Genomic DNA, 18,743 nt, shown 5'->3' on the forward strand with positions numbered 1-18,743 from the left:
GCAGGCCGCTCCCGGCATGGCACCCTTAGACCTGCGTAAGTGGTCAACGGTAAGTACGGACACGGGTTCGAGGAGCGGTCACAGTGCAGCGCTGGCGTGGCTTGGAGGACATCCCCGAGGACTGGGGGCGCAGCGTCGTCACCATCGGTTCCTACGACGGGGTGCACCGCGGGCACCAGCTGATCCTCCGGCATGCCGTGGACCGTGCGCGGGAGCTGGGCGTTCCCGCCGTCGCCGTCACCTTCGACCCGCACCCCAGCGAGGTCGTCCGCCCCGGCAGTCACCCGCCGCTGCTGGCCCCGCACCACCGCCGCGCCGAGCTCATGGCCGACCTCGGTGTGGACGCCGTGCTGATCCTGCCGTTCACCACCGAGTTCTCGAAGCTGTCGCCGGCCGACTTCGTCGTCAAGGTCCTGGTCGACAGGCTGCACGCCAAGGCGGTCGTCGAGGGCCCGAACTTCCGCTTCGGCCACCGCGCCGCGGGCAACGTCGATTTCCTGGCCGAGCAGGGCAAGATCTACGACTTCGAGGTCGAGGTCGTCGACCTGTACGTCAGCGGCGATGCGGGCGGCGGCGAGCCGTTCTCCTCGACGCTCACCCGGCGCCTGGTCGCCGAGGGCGACGTCGAGGGCGCCGCGGAGATCCTCGGTCACCCGCACCGGGTGGAGGGCGTGGTCGTGCGCGGCGCCCAGCGAGGCCGGGAGCTGGGCTTCCCGACCGCCAACGTCGAGACGCTGCCGCACACCGCGATCCCGGCCGACGGCGTCTACGCCGGCTGGCTGCACGCCCAGGGCGAGGTGATGCCGGCCGCGATCTCCGTCGGCACGAACCCGCAGTTCGACGGCACCGAGCGCACGGTGGAGGCGTACGCCATCGACCGCGTCGACCTGGATCTGTACGGTCTGCACGTCGCCGTGGACTTCCTGGCGTTCGTCCGCGGACAGGCGAAGTTCGAGTCGCTGGAAGCGCTGCTGGAGCAGATGGCCAAGGACGTCGAGCGCTGCCGGCAACTGGTGGCCGCGGCCGGGTGACCGCTGCTGTGACGCCGAAGGGCGGCCGGTGCCTCGCGGGCACCGGCCGCCCTTCGTTCGCTCCCGGCCTGCCGCCGGCCTACTGCTGGGGCGGCGGAGGCGGGTTCTGCCCCTCCGGCTGCTGCGGGTGCTGCGGGTAGCCGTAACCGGGCTGGGGCTGCGGCTGGGGCTGCGGGGGCTGCTGGTAGGGCTGCCCCGGCTGCGGGTAGACCGGCTGGCCGGGCTGGGCCTGCGGGTACGGCTGCCCCGGGGCGTACGGCTGACCGGGCTGGGGCGCCTGCGGGTGCTGCGCCTGCGGTGCCTGCGGGTAGGGGCCCGGCTGGCCGGGGAACTGCTGGCCGGGGACAGGCTGGCCGGGGACAGGCTGACCGGGGGCCTGCTGGCCCGGTGGCGGGAGCGGCTGGCCGGGGAACTGGCCCGGCAGCGGCGGTGCGGCGACCGGCGGCGGGTTGCCGTCGGAGGTCCACAGACCGTGCGACTGCTGGTGCCGGACGAAGTCCTCGGCGACCATCGCCGCGAGGTTGAAGTACGCCTCCCTGACCTTCGGCCGCATCATGTCGAGATCGACCTCCGCACCGGCGGCGAGGTGCTCGTCGAAGGGCACCACGACCACACCCCGGCACCGCGTCTCGAAGTGCGACACGATGTCCTCGACCTTGATCATCTTTCCGGTCTCGCGGACCCCCGAGATCACGGTGATGGACCGCGAGACGAGGTCGGAGTAGCCGTGCGCGGACAGCCAGTCCAGCGTGGTGCTGGCGCTGCTGGCCCCGTCCACCGAGGGCGTCGAGATGATGATCAGCTGGTCGGCGAGGTCGAGCACGCCGCGCATGGCGCTGTACAGCAGACCGGTGCCGGAGTCGGTGAGGATGATCGGGTACTGCCTGCCGAGCACGTCGATCGCGCGCCGGTAGTCCTCGTCGTTGAACGTCGTGGACACGGCCGGGTCGACGTCGTTGGCGATGATCTCCAGACCGGACGGCGCCTGGGAGGTGAACCGGCGGATGTCCATGTAGGAGTTGAGGTACGGGATCGCCTGGACGAGGTCACGGATGGTGGCCCCGGTCTCCCGGCGCACGCGGCGGCCGAGCGTTCCGGCGTCCGGGTTGGCGTCGATCGCGAGGATCTTGTCCTGGCGCTCGGTGGCGAGCGTCGAGCCGAGGGCGGTGGTCGTGGTCGTCTTGCCCACGCCGCCCTTGAGGCTGATGACGGCGATCCGGTAGCAGGAGAGCACGGGCGTCCGGATCAGTTCCAGCTTCCGCTGCCGCTCGGCCTCCTCCTTCTTCCCGCCGATCTTGAACCTGGACGACGCGGCGGTCGGCCGCCCGCTCTTCGCCTTCTGCTTCTTGTTGTTGAGCAGCCTGTCGGACGACAGCTCCACGGCGGCCGTGTAACCGAGCGGCGCGGCACCGGGGTTGATGGGCTGCCGCTGGTCGTGCTGAATGGGCTGCGGCCACGCGGTCCCGACCCGGGGGTCGACGGGAGGCTGGGGCATCTGTGGCGCCTGCGGGGGCACCCCTTGCTGGGGCTGGGGCTGGGGCTGGGGTGCGGGCGCCTGGGGGAAGCCGTAGCCGCCGCCCGGGGTGTTGGGAGCGGGGGCCGGTGCTGGTGCGGGCGCGCCGGGGTGGGGGAAGCCGTAGCCGTCCTGCGGGGCCGGGGCCGGGGCCGGGGCCGGGGCCGGCGGGCCGACGGGGTGCTGGGCGCTGGGCTGCGGGGGAGCGGGGGCCGGTGCTGGTGCGGGCGCGCCGGGGTGGGGGAAGCCGTAGCCGTCCTGCGGGGCGGGGGGCAGCGGCGCCGCGGGGGCCGGTGCTCCCTGGTGCGGGAAGCCGTAGCCGTCCGGTACGGGCGGGACGGGCGCGGCCGGCGGCTGCTGGGTCCAGGCCGCCGGGGCGGGCTGCGGAGCCTGCGGCTGGAACGGCTGCGGCGGCACGGGCGGCCGGCCCTGGACGGGCGTCGGCTGCGGCTGTGCGGGCGCCGGCGGTTCCGCCTGCTGCGGCTGCGTCGGCCACTGGGCCGCCGGTGCCGGGGCGGCCGGCTGGTACGACGGCGGCAACGGCGGCAGCACGGGCTGCGGCGCGGGAGCCGCAGCCGGAGGCGCGTCCTGGGGCGTGTTCTGGGGGGCGTCCTGCGGGACGTCCGACGTGGCCGGAGCGGCGTCCTGGGGCCCGCTGTCCTGATGGGGCTCGGCGTCCGCGGGTACGGCGTCGGAGGGCTCGGCGTCAGCGACCACGGCGTCCGAAGGGCCGACGTCCGACTGACCGGCCTCCTCACCCACGACGTCGGAGGGCTCGGCCACCTCGGGCACGCTGTCCTCGGGCTCCGCTTCATGGTCAGCGGCTTCCTCGGCCTCCGCGGCTTCCTCGGCCTCCGCCGCTTCCCGGACCTCGGTCTCTTCCGCGACCTCCGCCTCGGCGTCGCCCGGGGCGGTTTCCTCCACCGCACCCCCGTGCCCGGCGTCCTCCGTCTCCGGAGCAGCGGACATGCCCTTGGGCTCGCCGTCGTCCTCACCGGACGTCTCACCCGCCGGGCTCTCCGCTACCGGCTCGTCGACCGTCTCCGCCTCCGCCATCGGCTCCGCCTCCGACATGGGCTCCGGCTCCACTTCAGGCTCCGGCTCCGGCGCGGCAACGACCGCGGCGTCGGTGTGTTCCGCCAACTCCCGCTTCACCGGGACGGCGGAGATCCTCATGGTGGCGCCGCTGTCCAGGTCACCGTTCCCGGACCCCTCCGCGCCCTGCGGTTCAGGCCGCGGGGGCGTCGGCTGCGGCGGTCGGGACTGCTGAGGCGGCTGCGGGAGCTGCGGCTCGAATCCACTGCCTACCGGAAGCCTCGGCACCGCGACGGGACCGCCGACCGGCGGCGCGGGAGGCGCGGGAGGCGTGAACGGAGCACCGGGCGCGGGAGCCGGCGGCGTGAAGGGCGCCCCGGGCGCAGGCGCGGGCGGCGGCGTGAACGGCGCCCCCGGAGCCGGAGCCGGAGGAGGCGGAACGGGCGCGGGACCCGCGGCCGGCGGCCGGGGACGCACATGAGCCGGCGGAGTCAGCCCGGGCAGCGACGACAACGAGAAACCGGAGGGCGAGCCGGCCGCAGGAGCGGATGTCCCGGAACCCGCACCGGGGCCCGTACCGGAACCCGCACCAGGGCCCGTACCGGAACCCGCACCAGGGCCCGTACCGGAACCCGCACCGGGACCGGCGTCGGCGCCGCCGGAAGCCGCTTCAGCGCCCTGCCCCGGGCCCTGTGCGGCCGTGGGTTCCTGGGACGGCGGCGCCGAAGTCTCCCCGGCACGCGAGCCGGAACCGGAATTCCCGGAGGCGTTCTGCGTGTACCAGGCGGGCGGCGCGTAGTCGATGGTGAACTCGCCCGTCGTCTCGATGGCGGACTCCGCGTCGGGCTGGTCATCGCCGGGTGTGGCCCAGCCCCCGCGGATCCCGTCCCGATCGCTGCTCACAGTTCCTCCTGGTGTGGTCGAGCACCCTCATGCCGTGCTGGGGCGACCATTGCTTGTCGTCCTGAGTCGTTCGAGGTCGTCCGACGCGCCGGCTCTCCCCCTGGGACGCCACCGCCGGGTCCACGGGTTCTGGCGACGCGCCCTGTCCCAGCCTAATCACCACAAGCCCCGCCCCGGCAGGCCTGTCCGTCTCCGAGCACCCGCCCGCTGCGTCACCACCTGCCCGTAAGTGCCGTATGCAGCAGCCGTATTGGTGAACAAAGCGGTCCATGTACGGGAATGGCCCGCACGGAGGCCCGGCCGACAACCCTCACAGGCCCGTACGCACCACCGCCACGACGCACCTCCCCCCTTCGACGCGCGGGCCGGCGGGCATAGTAGGGGCCGCTCCGAGCCATTTCCGACTGCCCCCGACTGCAGCCGACCATCCCTGACTGAACGCAACTGAACCCGACCGAAAAGGACTTCTTCGCGTGAGCTTCGGCCCACCTCCCTCGATCTACACCCAGTCCACACTCGCGGCCGACCGAGCCCGCAGGCGCCGCCGCCTCCAACTCCTCGGCGCCATGGCGGCCGTGGCGGCCGTCGTCGGCTGCGTGGGCGGCTGGCTCGCGCTCTCCGACGGCGACGCCCCGGACCACCGCACCCCGGCCGTCGCCGTCCAGAAGCCGGACGAGATCAGGGACACGGTGGAGAAGGACCCCGTCTCGCCCGAGGGCCAACCGGTGGTCGAGCACAAGGAGACGGACCTCGCCGCGAACTCCGACACCAACCCCCGCTACGCACCAGGCACTTGGGCCACCAAGAAGATCCTCGCCAAGGGCGTCGCCAACCGGATCGAGGGCTACCGCATCGAGCCCGGCTACGACGACGTCGCCTGGAAACTGAAGTTGAGCGGCCACCTGTGCGCCACCAGCCGCCACGTCACCGCCGACGGCCGTACCGCGGTCGTCGTCCAGCCGCCGACGCCGGCGGGAGCGAAGACCAAGGGCGTCTGCGACCAGGTGGTCTTCGTCGACCTCGACACGGGCAAGAAGCTGTGGCAGGCCAAGATGCCGAACGCCGGCTCCGCCTTCGTGACGAACACGAACCTGACCCTGACCGAGGGCGTCGTCGCCGTCGCCTGGGGAGAGGGCTCGGTGGCGTACGACATGGAGACCGGCAAGCAGGTGTGGAACAGCACGAGCGTCTCGCGGTGCGAGGACAGGGGCTTCGCCGGTGGCGGCGCGCTGCTCGCGCTGGAAGCGTGCGGGCCGCTGCCCGACACCCGGTACCGGGTGCAGAAGCTCGACCCGCGCACCGGCCGGGCCGAGTGGACGTACCGGCTCGCGGCCGGGGTGCAGGACGTCTACCTCCCGTCCTCCGACCCGCCGGTCCTCGCCGTGGCGGCCGGCGACACCCTGGTCACCGACCTCATCACGCTCGACGACCACGGCAAGCACCTCGCCACGATCTCGATGAGCGGCTACGACCCCAAGTGCGAGGACCGCTACTTCGGGGCGGGGTACTTCGGCGTGGTGGAGAACTGCGACGGCGTGGTCGCGGGCCGTACCCAGGTGTACGTCCTGAGCAAGGAGAACTTCGACGCCGGCCAGGCACCGGACTGGATCGTGGCGTTCGACCGGAAGACCGGCCGGACGGCCGGCAAGTTCGAGGGACGCGACAGGCAGATGGTCTGTCCGCTGCGGATGAGCGGCGACGACCTGCTGGTCTACCGCCGCAGCGGCGACCCCGTCCAGCCCGCGGCCGTGGTGCGCTGGAACCCCTCCACGGACAAGGAGACCCCGCTCCTGCTGTTCCAGCTGCCGGAGGACGAGGAGTACGACCTCAGCGACCCGGAGCAGTCGGACATGGTCTACGAGCAGGGCCGGATGTTCTTCGCCAAGCGCGAGCTGGTCCGGGACGACAAGGCCCCGAAGGACCCGGTACTGCTGGCCCTCGGCATCGGAAGCGCCGGGCTCAAGCACTGACCCCGATGAACCGGCCCCGATGAACCGACCCCGGCCCGCCGGACACGGAACCCGGCACCGACCCCGCACCGAACCCGGCACCGAACCCGACACGGAACGGGACACGGCACCGGACACGGAAGTGGGGCGGCACAAGCGTGTGCCGCCCCACTTCGGCTCTTCGACGTCCGTGCGCCCCGCCCGGGGTCACTCCGCGGCGGGTTCCCCGCTCCCCGGCGCCGGCTCCAGGTCGAACTCCCCGTCGCGGGCGCCGAGCACGAAGGCCCGCCATTCCGCCTCGGTGTACCGCAGCACGGTGTCCGGGTCGAGCGAGGACCGCATGGCCACGGCACCGTCGGGAAGGTAGGCGATCTCGACCCGCTCCTCGTGCTCCTCCGTGCCCGGCGCGCTGTGCCACTCGACGCCGGAGATGTCGAGGGCGTAGAGCTCGTCCCGCTCGCGTTCCTTGCGCGCCTTGATCTCCTGCTCCGTCTCCGCCATCCCGCAGCGACCCCTTCCCTACGTTACGTAACGGTCCGCGCTCACCTTAGTGGCCTCGCGGGCCCGCCCCGGGCGCTTCGGTGACCGCGGTCAAGGGGCCCGCCACCTCCTGGTACCCTGAGTGACGGCCGTTCGTGTACGCGCCCCCGGAGCCCACCGCCCTGGAGGCCGCGCCCAGCGGATCCCCGCCTTCCGAGTCACGGAAGCTCCCCCGAGAAGCAGACCGGGGGCACTCGGTGGCCGTTCACAGACTATGAGGAGTACGCGTGTCGCTCGACGCCGCCACGAAGAAGCAGATCATCTCCGAGTTCGGTACCAAGGAGGGTGACACCGGCTCCCCCGAGGTCCAGGTCGCTCTGCTCTCCCGTCGGATCTCCGACCTGACGGAGCACCTCAAGACCCACAAGCACGACCACCACTCCCGTCGCGGCCTGCTGATCCTCGTCGGTCAGCGCCGCCGCCTCCTGCAGTACCTGGCGAAGAAGGACATCCAGCGCTTCCGTGCGCTGGTCGACCGCCTCGGCATCCGCCGTGGTGCGGCGGGCGCCAAGTAAGACGCCGTGAAGGGAGCGGTTCCCGGAGGGATCGGGACCGCTCCCTTTGCCGTAGGTACGGAAACCTTCACCGTACGTGCGGAAACATGCGGAGTGTCACCCGCGCTTTGTAGTGTGGTAGCAAAACGCACAACGCGAACCGCGCAACGCACGACGTACGACGTACGAACGACACAGCGAGAAGCGCACCTCGCCGCCGCCGGTCCTCGGTAGTGGCCCCCGGGCGTGAGCCCCGGGTGCTTCGATCGAAGACCGGCCCGCACCAGACGGCGCGCTTCTCCGTGACGGTCCCCCTGTCACACGGGCAGGCGGGGCAAAAGACGAAAAGTATCGGAGAAAACGCTAGTGGAGAACGAGACCCACTACGCCGAAGCCGTCATCGACAACGGTTCCTTCGGCACCCGCACCATCCGCTTCGAGACGGGCCGCCTGGCCAGGCAGGCCGCCGGCTCCGCCGTGGCGTACCTGGACGACGACACCATGGTGCTGTCGGCCACCACCGCGTCCAAGAACCCCAAGGACCAGCTCGACTTCTTCCCGCTGACGGTGGACGTCGAGGAGCGGATGTACGCCGCCGGCAAGATCCCCGGCAGCTTCTTCCGCCGTGAGGGCCGGCCGAGCGAGGACGCGATCCTCACCTGCCGCCTCATCGACCGCCCGCTGCGCCCGTCCTTCAAGAAGGGCCTGCGCAACGAGATCCAGGTCGTCGCCACGATCATGGCCCTCAACCCCGACCACCTGTACGACGTCGTGGCGATCAACGCCGCGTCCGCGTCCACGCAGCTGGCCGGTCTGCCCTTCTCCGGCCCGATCGGCGGCGTCCGCGTCGCGCTGATCCGCGGTCAGTGGGTGGCCTTCCCGACGCACACCGAGCTCGAGGACGCCGTCTTCGACATGGTCGTCGCGGGCCGCGTCCTGGAGGACGGCGACGTCGCGATCATGATGGTCGAGGCCGAGGCCACCGAGAAGACCATCCAGCTGGTCAAGGGCGGCGCCGAGGCGCCCACCGAGGAGGTCGTCGCCGCCGGTCTGGACGCCGCGAAGCCCTTCATCAAGGTGCTGTGCAAGGCCCAGGCCGACCTCGCCGCGAAGGCCGCCAAGCCGACCGCCGAGTTCCCGATCTTCCTCGACTACCAGGACGACGTCCTGGAGGCGCTGGCCGCCGCGGTCAAGCCCGAGCTCGCCCAGGCGCTCACCATCGCCGGCAAGCAGGAGCGCGAGGCCGAGCTGGACCGCGTCAAGACCCTCGCCGCCGAGAAGCTCCTGCCGGAGTTCGAGGGCCGCGAGAAGGAGATCTCCGCCGCGTACCGGTCGCTGACCAAGTCCCTGGTCCGCGAGCGCGTCATCAAGGAGAAGAAGCGCATCGACGGCCGCGGTGTCACCGACATCCGCACCCTGGCCGCCGAGGTCGAGGCCATCCCGCGGGTCCACGGCTCCGCCCTGTTCGAGCGTGGCGAGACCCAGATCCTGGGCGTCACCACCCTCAACATGCTGCGCATGGAGCAGCAGCTGGACACCCTCTCCCCGGTGACCCGCAAGCGCTACATGCACAACTACAACTTCCCGCCGTACTCCACCGGCGAGACCGGCCGCGTCGGCTCCCCCAAGCGCCGCGAGATCGGCCACGGCGCCCTCGCCGAGCGCGCCCTGGTGCCGGTCCTGCCGACGCGTGAGGAGTTCCCCTACGCGATCCGCCAGGTCTCCGAGGCCCTCGGCTCCAACGGCTCGACGTCCATGGGCTCGGTCTGCGCCTCCACCATGTCGCTGCTGAACGCCGGTGTGCCGCTGAAGGCCCCCGTCGCCGGCATCGCCATGGGCCTGATCTCCCAGGAGATCGACGGCGAGACGCACTACGTCACCCTCACCGACATCCTCGGTGCGGAGGACGCCTTCGGCGACATGGACTTCAAGGTCGCCGGCACCAAGGAGTTCGTGACCGCCCTCCAGCTCGACACCAAGCTGGACGGCATCCCGGCCTCCGTCCTGGCCGCCGCCCTGAAGCAGGCCCGTGACGCCCGCCTCCACATCCTCGACGTGATGATGGAAGCGATCGACACGCCGGACGAGATGTCCCCCAACGCGCCGCGGATCATCACCGTGAAGATCCCGGTCGACAAGATCGGCGAGGTCATCGGCCCCAAGGGCAAGATGATCAACCAGATCCAGGAGGACACCGGCGCCGAGATCACCATCGAGGACGACGGCACGATCTACATCGGTGCCGCCGACGGTCCCGCCGCGGAAGCCGCCCGCGCCACGATCAACGGCATCGCCAACCCGACGATGCCCGAGGTCGGCGAGCGCTACCTCGGCACGGTCGTGAAGACGACCACCTTCGGCGCGTTCGTCTCCCTGCTGCCCGGCAAGGACGGCCTGCTGCACATCTCGCAGATCCGCAAGCTGGCCGGCGGCAAGCGCGTGGAGAACGTCGAGGACGTGCTCGGCGTGGGCCAGAAGGTCCAGGTCGAGATCGCCGAGATCGACTCCCGCGGCAAGCTCTCCCTGGTCCCCGTGATCGAGGGCGAGGGCGACTCCGACAACGGTTCCGACGAGACCAAGAAGGACGACGCCGACCAGTGACGTCCCGTGGCTCCGAGGCGACGGCCCGCACCTCTTCGGAGGCGCGGGCCGTCGCCCGTACCCAAACCCTCATCAAGGGCGCGAACGGCATCGGCACCGTCCGCAAGACCACCCTCCCCGGTGGCCTGCGCGTCGTCACCGAGACCCTGCCCTCCGTGCGCTCGGCGACCTTCGGCATCTGGGCGCACGTCGGCTCCCGCGACGAGACCCCGGCCCTGAACGGCGCCACGCACTACCTGGAGCACCTGCTCTTCAAGGGCACCTCCCGGCGCAGCGCGCTCGACATCTCCTCCGCCCTCGACGCGGTCGGCGGCGAGATGAACGCGTTCACGGCGAAGGAGTACACGTGCTACTACGCGCGCGTGCTCGACACCGACCTGCCCCTCGCCATCGACGTCGTCTGCGACATGCTGACCGGCTCCCTGATCCTCGAGGAGGACGTCGACGTCGAACGCGGCGCCATCCTCGAAGAGATCGCCATGACCGAGGACGACCCCGGCGACTGCGTCCACGACCTGTTCGCGCACACGATGTTCGGCGACAACCCCCTCGGCCGTCCCGTCCTGGGTACCGTCGACACCGTCAACGCCCTCACCGCCGACCGCATCCGCCGCTTCTACAAGAAGCACTACGACCCCACCCACCTCGTGGTCGCCTGCGCCGGCAACGTCGACCACAACAAGGTCGTACGACAGGTCCGCGCGGCCTTCGAGAAGGCGGGCGCCCTCACCGACGGCCACGCCACCCCCATCGCCCCGCGCGCCGGGCGGCGCACCATCCGCACCGCGGGCCGCGTCGAGCTGATCGCCCGCAAGACCGAGCAGGCGCACGTCGTCCTCGGCATGCCCGGCCTGCCCCGCACCGACGACCGCCGCTGGGCCCTCGGCGTGCTCAACACCGCCCTCGGCGGAGGCATGTCCTCCCGGCTGTTCCAGGAGGTCCGCGAGAAGCGCGGCCTGGCCTACAGCGTGTACTCGTACACCTCCGGCTTCGCCGACTGCGGCCTGTTCGGCGTGTACGCGGGCTGCAGGCCCTCGCAGGTGCACGACGTGCTCAAGATCTGCCGCGACGAACTCGACCAGGTCGCCGAGCACGGCCTGTCCGACGAGGAGATCGGCCGCGCCGTCGGCCAGCTCCGGGGTTCCACGGTGCTGGGCCTGGAGGACACGGGCGCGCTGATGAACCGTATCGGCAAGAGCGAACTGTGCTGGGGCGAGCAGATGTCGGTCGACGACATGCTGGCCCGGATAGCGTCGGTGACCCCGGACGACGTCCGCTCGGTGGCCCGCGACATCCTGGGACAGCGGCCGTCCCTGTCGGTCATCGGCCCGCTGAAGGACAAGCAGGCGTCCCGCCTGCACGACGCCGTCGCCTGACCCCTCCCGTCGAAGGAAGCAACAACATGAGCAAGCTGCGTGTGGCGGTCCTGGGTGCCAAGGGCCGGATCGGCTCGGAGGCGGTACGGGCCGTCGAGGCCGCCGAGGACATGGAACTGGTCGCCGCCCTCGGCCGGGGCGACCGGCTGGAGACGCTCGCCGGGACCGGCGCCCAGGTCGCCGTCGAACTCACCACCCCCGACTCGGTGATGGCCAACCTCGAGTACTGCGTGAGCCACGGCATCCACGCGGTCGTCGGCACCACCGGCTGGACCGACGAGCGCCTCGCCCGGCTGCGCGGCCTGCTGGAGCAGTCCCCGCAGACGGGCGTGCTCATCGCGCCCAACTTCTCCATCGGCGCCGTGCTCACCATGAGGTTCGCGCAGATCGCGGCGCCGTACTTCGAGTCCGTCGAGGTCGTCGAGCTGCACCACCCGAACAAGGTGGACGCCCCGTCCGGCACCGCCACCCGCACCGCCCAGCTCATCGCCGCGGCCCGCGCGAAGGCGGGCTCGCCCCCGGCGCCGGACGCCACGGCGACCGCCCTGGACGGCGCACGTGGCGCGAACGTGGACGGCGTCCCCGTCCACGCCGTCCGCCTGCGCGGCCTGCTGGCCCACCAGGAAGTCCTGCTGGGCGGCGAGGGCGAGACCCTCACCATCCGGCACGACTCCCTCCACCACAGCAGCTTCATGCCGGGCATCCTGCTGGGCGCCCGCCGGGTCGTGACGGCCCCCGGCCTCACTTTCGGCCTGGAACACTTCCTGGACCTGGGCTGAGCCCGGCGACATCATGCGCGCGAAGATCTCCTACACCGTCACGGCCGCCGTCCTGGTCTTCTACTTCGTCCTGGTCGGCAGCCGCGGCGTCATGCTCATCCAGTCCGGCACCCTACTGACCGTCACCTTCGGCGTGGCGGTGCTGATCCTGCCGGTCATCGGCGTGTGGTTCCTGTGGAAGAACACCCAGTTCGTCCGCAAGGCCAACCGGCTCGCCGCCGAACTCGAAGCCGAGGGCGGCCTGCCGGTCGACGAGCTGAAACGCACCCCGGCCGGCCGCATCGACCGCGACTCGGCCGACGAGGTCTTCGCCCGGCGCAAGGCCGAGACGGAGGCCGCGCCGGACGACTGGCGCAGCTGGTTCCGCCTGGCCGTCGCCTACCACGACGCCCGCGACACCCCACGGGCCCGCAAGGCCATGCAGCGCGCCATAGCCCTCCACGACAACCGCCCCGCCGACGCCTGACCGCAACACCCACACGCACACCCGAGACGGGGCTTCCACGCGCCTGCATGCCCGCCCGAGACGGGGCTTCCACGCGCCTGCATGCCCGCCCGGGCGCTGGCCCTCGCCTCAAGCACGCCACCTTGCCCTCGCCCCGCCCCCTCGTCTTCACGCGCGCTCGAAGCACCGGCCCGGCCGCACACGCGCGGCACGGAAAGCGCACGCGGCGCCCCCGTCGCCGACTGCTCCGGCGCGGGCGGGACGCAATCCTCCGCGGGCTGCGCCCCGACCGGAACGGTCCGGCCCTCGGTGCCCGCGGCCCCCGCGAACGACACCGCCCGGACGGTCCACCACCGATCGCACCCGCGGACGCGGATACCGCACTCGCGGACGCGGATACCGCACTCGCGGGTGCGGATACCGCACCCGCGGACGCGGAAACCGCACCCGCGGACCCGGACGCGGAAGGGGCCGTCCACCCGGACGGCCCCTTCCGCACCACGCTCCCGGGCTCAGGCCCGCCGGTTCTCCGCGGCCCACGCCTCGATCGTGTCGGCCGCCCGGTCGAACGCCTGGAAGCGGCCGAGGAAGTCGGCGTTGTGGGTGGTCATCAGGGGCGGTGCGCCGCCCGCGGAACGGTCCCGCCGCACGAGCGTCAGCGCCTGACCCTGCACGGTCCGCGGCAGCCCCAGCCAGCGCACCGGCTGCTGCACCGTCCGCACGGCCACCACCCGCTCCCAGGGCGTGGTGCGGGTCCCCGCGAAGCCGACGTGGCGCAGGCCCCGCGGGCTCACCCACACGCCCATGCGCAGCAGCCGCAGGGCGCCCGCGATGACGGCCAGAGCGGCGCCGAAGACCGCGCCGGCCCGCGCCGGCGGAGCGGTGAACGCGGTGGCGACCGCCGCGAACAGCACGAACGAGGCCAGCAGCAGCAGGATCGCCGCCGCCCCCACCCGCCACGGCCCCGGCCGGTAGGGGCGTCGCCAGCGCTCCCGGTCGTCGAACGGCAACGCGACGTCGTCGGTCGCCTCGAAAGTACGGTCGGCCGTCAGGAAGGGCAGGGGCACGACTGGTCCTCACTCGATCCATGCGCGGGCTGTACTGACCGGTGAGGCTATCCGCCCGGGCCCCCGCCCACCAGCATCGGGGGCCCGGACGCGTCAGCGGTGCCGGGTGCCGGGACGTAGAGTGGGCGCCGCCCGAGAGACGTGATGGAAGGACCCGCCGAGCCGTGACCGACACCCCCGCCGACGACCTCAAGCCCAGCTTCCGGAGCGATGTCACCGTCGAGCTGGTCAAGCACAGCGCGGCCGACTCCGACGTCCTGTGGGCCGCACGCGTCTCCACCGCCGGCGAGCAGTCCCTGGACGAGCTGCGGAAGGACCCGGAGCGCTCCAAGGGCCTGATCAACTACCTGATGCGGGACCGGCACGGCAGTCCTTTCGAACACAACTCGATGACGTTCTTCATCAGCGCCCCGATCTTCGTCTTCCGCGAGTTCATGCGACACCGCGTGGGTTGGTGCATCGCCGGGGACACCGAGATCACCCTCGAGAGCGAAGCCGGTCATCTGCGCCGGAGGCCCATCGCCGAGCTGTACGAGCTCTGGCACACGGGCGTGGAGGACCGCCTGCCGCACTCGGCCGGCGGCGTCACCTGGCACAGCCGGGCGGGCAAGTGGATGGCGCAGGTGCGGCGCGGCGACACCAACCACTACCTGGGCCTGTACGAGAACCGTGAGGCGGCCGAGTCGGCCGTAGCCGAGTTCCGGGAGCTGCACCCCAGCACTCGTATCCGCAAGCTCGAATCCGTGCGCCGCAATCACGTGCGCTGCTACGACGAGGAAACTCTGCTCGCCCAGCGGGCGAGGATCGTCGACGTGATCGAGTCGGGCGTCAAGCCGCTCATCAAGATCAGCACCGCCTCCGGCAAGACACTCCGCTGTACCGTCGACCACGCTCTGTTCACCCCCGAGGGCTGGTGCAAGGCGGGGGAGCTCACCGTCGGGGACGCCGTGCTCGTCGCCGGTACGGCGCCGCGCCCGTCACAGGCTCTGGTCCCGCCGAGTCTGCGCCGCGGCATCGGCGTATGGACCTCGATGCAGCGCGAGAGGCTCATCAAGGAAGTCGACGCTTGCCACCTGTGCGGCCAGGACTTCCCACGAGAGCGTCTCTCGCTGGACCACGTCGTGCCGGTGACCGGTGATCTGCTCCAGGCCCTCGACGAGAGGAATCTCGCTCCCGCGTGTGAGCCGTGCCACGCCACCAAGAGCGCGGAGGAGCAGGCACTGGCCCGGCGAGGCGGAGAGGTCGCCGAGGCGGTGCCGGACCAGGTCGTCGCCATCGAGGCCGCCGGCGAGGAGATGACGTACGACCTCTCCGTGGAAGGCCCCTGGCACAACTTCCTGGCCGACGGCTTCGTCGTCCACAACTCGTACAACGAGGAGTCGGGCCGCTACCGGGAGCTTCAGCCGGTCTTCTACGTCCCGGGCGAGGACCGCAGACTCGTGCAGCAGGGGCGTCCCGGCAAATACGAGTTCGTGCCCGGTACCGAGGCTCAGCAGGAGATCGTGGAACGCTCGATGCAGGAGTCGTACATCCAGGCGTACCAGCACTACCAGGAGATGCTCGCCGCCGGCGTCGCCCGCGAGGTGGCCCGCTCCGTCCTCCCGGTCGGCCTGTTCTCCTCGATGTACGCCACCTGCAACGCCCGCTCCCTGATGCACTTCCTCGGCCTGCGCACCCAGCACGAGGCGGCCAGGGTGCCGTCCTTCCCGCAGCGGGAGATCGAGATGGTGGGCGAGAAGATGGAGGCGGAGTGGGCCCGGCTCATGCCGCTCACGTACCAGGCGTTCAACGCGAACGGGCGAGTGGCGCCGTAACGCGTCCACGCTCCCCGGTGGCGCACACTTGTACGTCCCAGCCGGGTGAAGTGTCCGTATTGCGGCATTTACTGAAGTTCATCTAGCCTGATCAACGGACCCGGTACTGCTTGAACCCCCGAGCAGGCAGTACCGGGCTCCACCTTTGTCCGGACTTTTCGCGCCGACCCGAGGGCAGACCCCGCCGTGAGCAACGAGTAGCGTGTTCCCCATGGCTCCGACCTCCACTCCGCAGACCCCCTTCGGGCGGGTCCTCACCGCCATGGTCACGCCTTTCACGGCGGACGGCGCACTCGACCTCGACGGCGCGCAGCGGCTCGCCGCCCACCTGGTGGACGCAGGCAACGACGGCCTGATCGTCAACGGCACCACCGGCGAGTCCCCCACCACCAGCGACGCGGAGAAATCGGATCTGGTACGGGCGGTCCTGGAGGCCGTCGGCGACCGCGCCCACGTGGTCGCCGGCGTGGGCACGAACGACACCCACCACAGCATCGAACTCGCCCGGGCCGCGGAGCAGGCCGGCGCCCACGGCCTCCTGGTCGTCACGCCGTACTACAACAAGCCCCCGCAGGAGGGCCTCCACCGGCACTTCAAGGCCGTCGCCGACGCCGCCGACCTGCCGGTCATGCTGTACGACATCCCCGGCCGCAGCGGCGTCCCCATCAACACCGAGACCCTGGTCCGGCTCGCCGAGCACCCGCGGATCGTCGCCAACAAGGACGCCAAGGGCGATCTGGGCCGGGCGAGCTGGGCCATCGCCCGCTCCGGACTCGCCTGGTACTCCGGCGACGACATGCTGAACCTGCCCCTGCTCTCGGTGGGCGCGGTCGGCTTCGTCTCCGTCGTCGGCCACGTCGTCACCCCGGACCTGCGCGCCCTCGTGGAGGCGTTCGTCTCCGGGGACGTGCAGAAGGCGACGGAGATCCACCAGAAGCTGCTCCCCGTCTACACCGGCATGTTCCGCACCCAGGGCGTCATGACGTCGAAGGCCGCGCTCGCCCTCCAGGGCCTGCCCGCCGGCCCGCTGCGCGCGCCCATGATCGAGTGCACGCCGGAAGAGATCGAGCAGCTCAAGATCGATCTTGCCGCGGGCGGGGTACAGCTCTGACATCGGACTTCACAACTGAATAGGCGGGCCACCGGTGCCCGCACCACAACGACAACTGCTCATGCACGAACGTCACGCGCGCCACGTGCCACCGGTACGTGGCGTGTGTGGTGAGGAGAGTCTTTTGAGTCATCCGCATCCTGAACTCGGCTCGCCCCCGCCGCTCCCCGAAGGCGGCCTGCGAGTCACCCCGCTCGGCGGTCTCGGCGAGATCGGCCGGAACATGACGGTCTTCGAGTACGGCGGCCGCCTGCTGATCGTCGACTGCGGAGTGCTCTTCCCCGAGGAGGAGCAGCCCGGAATCGACCTGATCCTGCCGGACTTCTCGTCCATCCGGGACCGCCTCGACGACATCGAGGGCATCGTCCTCACGCACGGCCACGAGGACCACATCGGCGGCGTCCCGTTCCTCCTGCGCGAGAAGCCGGACATCCCGCTGATCGGCTCCAAGCTGACCCTCGCCCTGATCGAGGCCAAGCTCCAGGAACACCGCATCCGCCCCTACACCCTCGAGGTGGCGGAGGGGAACCGCGAGCGTGTCGGCCCCTTCGACTGCGAGTTCGTCGCGGTCAACCACTCCATCCCGGACGCCCTGGCGGTCGCGATCCGCACCCCGGCGGGCATGGTCGTCCACACCGGCGACTTCAAGATGGACCAGCTCCCGCTGGACAACCGCCTCACCGACCTCCACGCCTTCGCGCGCCTGAGCGAGGAGGGTATCGACCTCCTCCTCTCCGACTCCACGAACGCCGAGGTCCCGGGCTTCACCCCGCACGAGCGGGACATCTCCAACGTCCTGCGCCAGGTCTTCGCGAGCGCCCGCAAGCGGATCATCGTGGCGAGCTTCGCCAGCCACGTCCACCGCATCCAGCAGATCCTGGACGCGGCGCACGAGTACGGCCGCCGGGTCGCCTTCGTCGGCCGCTCCATGGTCCGCAACATGGGCATCGCCCGGGACCTGGGCTACCTGAAGATCCCGCCGGGCCTGGTGGTGGACGTCAAGACCCTCGACGACCTGCCTGACCACGAGGTGGTCCTGGTCTGCACGGGCTCCCAGGGCGAGCCGATGGCGGCCCTGTCCCGCATGGCCAACAGGGATCACCAGATCCGCATCGTCGACGGCGACACCGTGATCCTCGCGTCGTCCCTGATCCCCGGCAACGAGAACGCGGTCTACCGCGTGATCAACGGTCTCACCCGCTGGGGCGCCAACGTCGTCCACAAGGGCAACGCCAAGGTGCACGTGTCGGGCCACGCGTCCGCGGGCGAGCTCCTGTACTTCTACAACATCTGCCGGCCCAAGAACCTGATGCCGGTCCACGGCGAGTGGCGCCACCTCCGGGCCAACGCCGAACTCGGCGCCCTCACAGGTGTCCCGCACGACCGCATCGTCATCGCCGAGGACGGCATCGCCGTCGACCTCATCGAGGGCAAGGCGAAGATCTCGGGCAAGGTCCAGGCGGGATACGTCTACGTCGACGGCCTCTCGGTGGGAGACGTCGGCGAGCCGGCGCTGAAGGACCGCAAGATCCTCGGCGACGAGGGCATCATCTCGGTGTTCGTGGTCATGGACTCGACGACCGGCAAGATCACGGGTGGACCGCACATCCAGGCCCGCGGCTCCGGTATCGACGACTCGGCCTTCGGTGCGGTGGTCCCGAAGATCACGGAGGCACTGGAGCGTTCGGCCCGGGACGATGTCGTGGAGCCCCACCAGCTGCAGCAGCTCATCCGCCGCACCCTCGGCAAGTGGGTCTCGGACACCTATCGGCGCAGGCCGATGATCCTCCCGGTCGTCGTGGAGGTCTGACGGCCCGACGGATCCTCGTCCGCGCCAACCGGCAGCGGGGCGCCTCGATTTGCATCGGGGAGCCCCGCTCCAGTACGTTTACGGCTCCGCCTGAACGGGAACCCGGTCGCTTCGCGCGCCGGGAGCCAGTCCCGGGAGGGGTGGGAATTCCGACTCAGAACTTCTGATAAAGTCGGAGCCGCCGGAAAGGGAAACGCAAGAGCGGGAACCTGGAAAGCACCGAGGAAATCGGATCGAGAAAAGATCTGATAGAGTCGGAAACGCAAGACCGAAGG

Annotated in this window: 12 protein-coding genes and 3 pseudogenes; 12 read left to right on the plus strand and 3 right to left on the minus strand. The window is 71.1% G+C overall.

Going from position 1 to position 18,743, the window contains the following annotated elements; genetic code table 11:
• Positions 1 to 83 precede the first annotated feature (83 nt).
• Complete coding sequence (locus VKA29_RS35885) at positions 84 to 1,031, plus strand: bifunctional riboflavin kinase/FAD synthetase (protein ID WP_324790267.1); 948 nt, start codon at positions 84 to 86, stop codon at positions 1,029 to 1,031.
• A 79-nt stretch (positions 1,032 to 1,110) separates the two neighbouring features.
• Here VKA29_RS35885 and VKA29_RS35890 read toward each other — a convergent pair whose 3' ends face one another.
• Positions 1,111 to 4,482, minus strand: coding sequence for an SCO5717 family growth-regulating ATPase (locus VKA29_RS35890; protein ID WP_324790268.1), 3,372 nt, complete (start codon positions 4,480 to 4,482; stop codon positions 1,111 to 1,113).
• A gap of 473 nt (positions 4,483 to 4,955) precedes the next feature.
• On the opposite strand from VKA29_RS35890, the gene VKA29_RS35895 reads away from it, so the two are divergent.
• On the plus strand, positions 4,956 to 6,452 hold the full coding sequence (locus tag VKA29_RS35895; protein ID WP_324790269.1) for a PQQ-binding-like beta-propeller repeat protein: 1,497 nt from the start codon (positions 4,956 to 4,958) through the stop codon (positions 6,450 to 6,452).
• A 186-nt stretch (positions 6,453 to 6,638) separates the two neighbouring features.
• Here the strand turns inward: VKA29_RS35895 and VKA29_RS35900 are convergent, their stop codons facing one another.
• The gene (locus tag VKA29_RS35900; RefSeq protein ID WP_324790270.1) at positions 6,639 to 6,932 is read right to left on the minus strand and encodes a DUF397 domain-containing protein; all 294 of its coding nucleotides are present in this window, start codon (positions 6,930 to 6,932) and stop codon (positions 6,639 to 6,641) included.
• A gap of 266 nt (positions 6,933 to 7,198) precedes the next feature.
• Here VKA29_RS35900 and rpsO point away from each other — a divergent pair, with 266 nt between their 5' ends.
• The 5 genes from rpsO to VKA29_RS35925 all read left to right on the plus strand — a co-directional run bounded on the left by rpsO (position 7,199) and on the right by VKA29_RS35925 (position 12,687).
• Positions 7,199 to 7,486 carry a 30S ribosomal protein S15 gene (rpsO, locus tag VKA29_RS35905; RefSeq protein ID WP_004982702.1) on the plus strand — a complete coding sequence of 96 codons (288 nt, stop codon included), beginning with the start codon at positions 7,199 to 7,201 and terminating at the stop codon, positions 7,484 to 7,486.
• A 345-nt stretch (positions 7,487 to 7,831) separates the two neighbouring features.
• Positions 7,832 to 10,066, plus strand: coding sequence for a polyribonucleotide nucleotidyltransferase (locus VKA29_RS35910; protein ID WP_324790271.1), 2,235 nt, complete (start codon positions 7,832 to 7,834; stop codon positions 10,064 to 10,066).
• Positions 10,063 to 11,442, plus strand: coding sequence for a M16 family metallopeptidase (locus VKA29_RS35915; protein ID WP_324790272.1), 1,380 nt, complete (start codon positions 10,063 to 10,065; stop codon positions 11,440 to 11,442). The genes VKA29_RS35910 and VKA29_RS35915 overlap by 4 nt, the downstream gene beginning before the upstream one ends.
• A gap of 26 nt (positions 11,443 to 11,468) precedes the next feature.
• Positions 11,469 to 12,221 carry a 4-hydroxy-tetrahydrodipicolinate reductase gene (dapB, locus tag VKA29_RS35920; RefSeq protein ID WP_324790273.1) on the plus strand — a complete coding sequence of 251 codons (753 nt, stop codon included), beginning with the start codon at positions 11,469 to 11,471 and terminating at the stop codon, positions 12,219 to 12,221.
• Positions 12,222 to 12,234: 13 nt separating this feature from the next.
• Positions 12,235 to 12,687, plus strand: a complete 453-nt coding sequence (locus tag VKA29_RS35925; RefSeq protein WP_324790274.1) for a hypothetical protein — start codon at positions 12,235 to 12,237, stop codon at positions 12,685 to 12,687.
• A 491-nt stretch (positions 12,688 to 13,178) separates the two neighbouring features.
• Here VKA29_RS35925 and VKA29_RS35930 read toward each other — a convergent pair whose 3' ends face one another.
• Positions 13,179 to 13,733, minus strand: coding sequence for a hypothetical protein (locus VKA29_RS35930; protein ID WP_324790275.1), 555 nt, complete (start codon positions 13,731 to 13,733; stop codon positions 13,179 to 13,181).
• Positions 13,734 to 13,897: 164 nt separating this feature from the next.
• Here VKA29_RS35930 and VKA29_RS35935 point away from each other — a divergent pair.
• From VKA29_RS35935 to VKA29_RS35955, 5 genes and pseudogenes are all read left to right on the plus strand, one after another.
• Positions 13,898 to 14,188, plus strand: a pseudogene (locus tag VKA29_RS35935) (FAD-dependent thymidylate synthase); the annotation flags it as partial.
• Between the two features lie 159 nt (positions 14,189 to 14,347).
• Positions 14,348 to 15,094 (plus strand): annotated as a pseudogene (locus VKA29_RS35940) (HNH endonuclease); the annotation flags it as partial.
• Between the two features lie 3 nt (positions 15,095 to 15,097).
• Positions 15,098 to 15,547, plus strand: a pseudogene (thyX, locus tag VKA29_RS35945) (FAD-dependent thymidylate synthase); the annotation flags it as partial.
• A gap of 211 nt (positions 15,548 to 15,758) precedes the next feature.
• The gene (gene dapA / locus VKA29_RS35950) at positions 15,759 to 16,658 is read left to right on the plus strand and encodes a 4-hydroxy-tetrahydrodipicolinate synthase (RefSeq protein WP_324790276.1); all 900 of its coding nucleotides are present in this window, start codon (positions 15,759 to 15,761) and stop codon (positions 16,656 to 16,658) included.
• A gap of 124 nt (positions 16,659 to 16,782) precedes the next feature.
• Positions 16,783 to 18,468, plus strand: a complete 1,686-nt coding sequence (locus tag VKA29_RS35955; RefSeq protein WP_324790277.1) for a ribonuclease J — start codon at positions 16,783 to 16,785, stop codon at positions 18,466 to 18,468.
• Positions 18,469 to 18,743: the final 275 nt, after the last annotated feature.

The sequence above is a fragment of the Streptomyces sp. H51 genome, from assembly GCF_035656535.1.
In the GTDB taxonomy this organism is placed as follows: domain Bacteria; phylum Actinomycetota; class Actinomycetes; order Streptomycetales; family Streptomycetaceae; genus Streptomyces.